The organism is Paenibacillus jilunlii, from assembly GCF_900102965.1.
GTDB lineage: Bacteria > Bacillota > Bacilli > Paenibacillales > Paenibacillaceae > Paenibacillus_AQ > Paenibacillus_AQ jilunlii.
Genome location: NZ_FNGM01000026.1, coordinates 1 through 331 on the forward strand (window position 1 = coordinate 1; position 331 = coordinate 331).

Genomic DNA, 331 nt, shown 5'->3' on the forward strand with positions numbered 1-331 from the left:
TGAACGGTTTGCGGAACGTGTGGTGCCAGGGTTTGGTATGGATACGGTGAAAAAGGAACTCAGCAAGTTATTTGACGAACGCTATTCGATGGCCGAACCACAAGCCGCAAAGTAGAACGTTTGCAGGGTTGTGGGTGCGGGGGGACCCCCGCACCCACAACCCCCTACACCCTAAAAAGATACAATCCAAAGAGATACTCTACTCTTACACAAACTTCTTGACACTACCACCACAGGCGGGCTATATGCGGAAATGAAAGGTAAAAATACCTCTGAATTCGCCACAGGCGGGCTATATGCGGAAATGAGAGGTAAAAATACCTCTGAATTC